Source organism: Neisseria sp. P0009.S007, assembly GCF_051962515.1.
Genome location: NZ_JBQCVF010000534.1, coordinates 1 through 1,013 on the forward strand (window position 1 = coordinate 1; position 1,013 = coordinate 1,013).

General features: G+C 44.3%; 1 protein-coding gene and 1 pseudogene. One reads left to right on the forward strand and one right to left on the reverse strand.

Annotated elements, in window-relative coordinates; genetic code table 11:
- Window positions 1-317, reverse strand: a 317-nt coding sequence (locus ACTHS3_RS14585) for a Clp protease N-terminal domain-containing protein (protein WP_440368324.1), incomplete at its 3' end; no start/stop codon positions are given.
- A 259-nt stretch (window positions 318-576) separates the two neighbouring features.
- Between ACTHS3_RS14585 and ACTHS3_RS14590 the strand changes: the two are divergent.
- A pseudogene (locus ACTHS3_RS14590) lies at window positions 577-1,013 on the forward strand (tryptophan--tRNA ligase); the annotation flags it as partial.

Below are 1,013 nucleotides of genomic sequence, written 5' to 3' on the forward strand. Positions count from 1 at the left end.
ATATAGGCATCGCCGCGTTTGGTTGCAGCCTTGTCCATCAAGTTCAATACAGCTTGCAGCTCACGGCTGGGCATAATATCGCCACCCTGGCCGGATACTTTCGGCAGGCTGTTTAAATGCTGCTGCAAACGTTGTTTGACTTGAGGCACATTCACGCCCGCATGGGCCAGTAACGCAGCAGCTCCACTGTTTTGATCATCAAGCAATGCTTTTAAGATAAAGCCGGCCTCGAGATAGCTGCTGTCCGCAGCCAAAGCCAGGCTTTGACCTTCTTGCAGAGCTTGCTGAAATTTAGCAGTCAATTTATCAAATCTCATTTAACGTTCCTCTACAAATATATTTCCGTTGAAACCTATATAGGCGCAAATGTGGATAACTCAAGAGTTATTTTTTCATTAAATAGTAAATTTAATTTATATCGTTGTTTTATAATGATTAATTTTTATTATTTTATGTGTATAACTTTTCTTTTCCATTTACCCCATACGTAAAAGGCCGTCTGAAAAATCAAGAAGAATCAGGTATAATCGGCAACATATTAATTTTCAGACGGCCTTTGCGCCGAAGGATACTTTCATGAGCAAAAAACGAGTTTTAACAGGCGTTACCACAACAGGTATTCCACACTTGGGCAACTATGTCGGTGCCATCCGCCCGGCTATCCGCGCAGCGCAAGATTCCAATACTGAATCATTCCTCTTTTTGGCTGACTATCATGGCATCATCAAATGTCATGAGCCGGAAATGATTCATCAATCTACTCAAGCTGTTGCCGCCACATGGCTCGCCTGCGGACTCAATCCGGAACAGACTACTTTCTATCGTCAAAGCGATATTCCCGAAGTGATGGAGTTGAACTGGATTCTGACCTGTATCACTGCAAAAGGCCTGATGAACCGCGCTCACGCTTATAAAGCCGCAGTGCAGGCAAATACCGAAAACGGTCAGGAAGATCTGGATCATGGCGTGGAAATGGGCCTGTACAGCTACCCTATCCTCATGACTGCCGACAT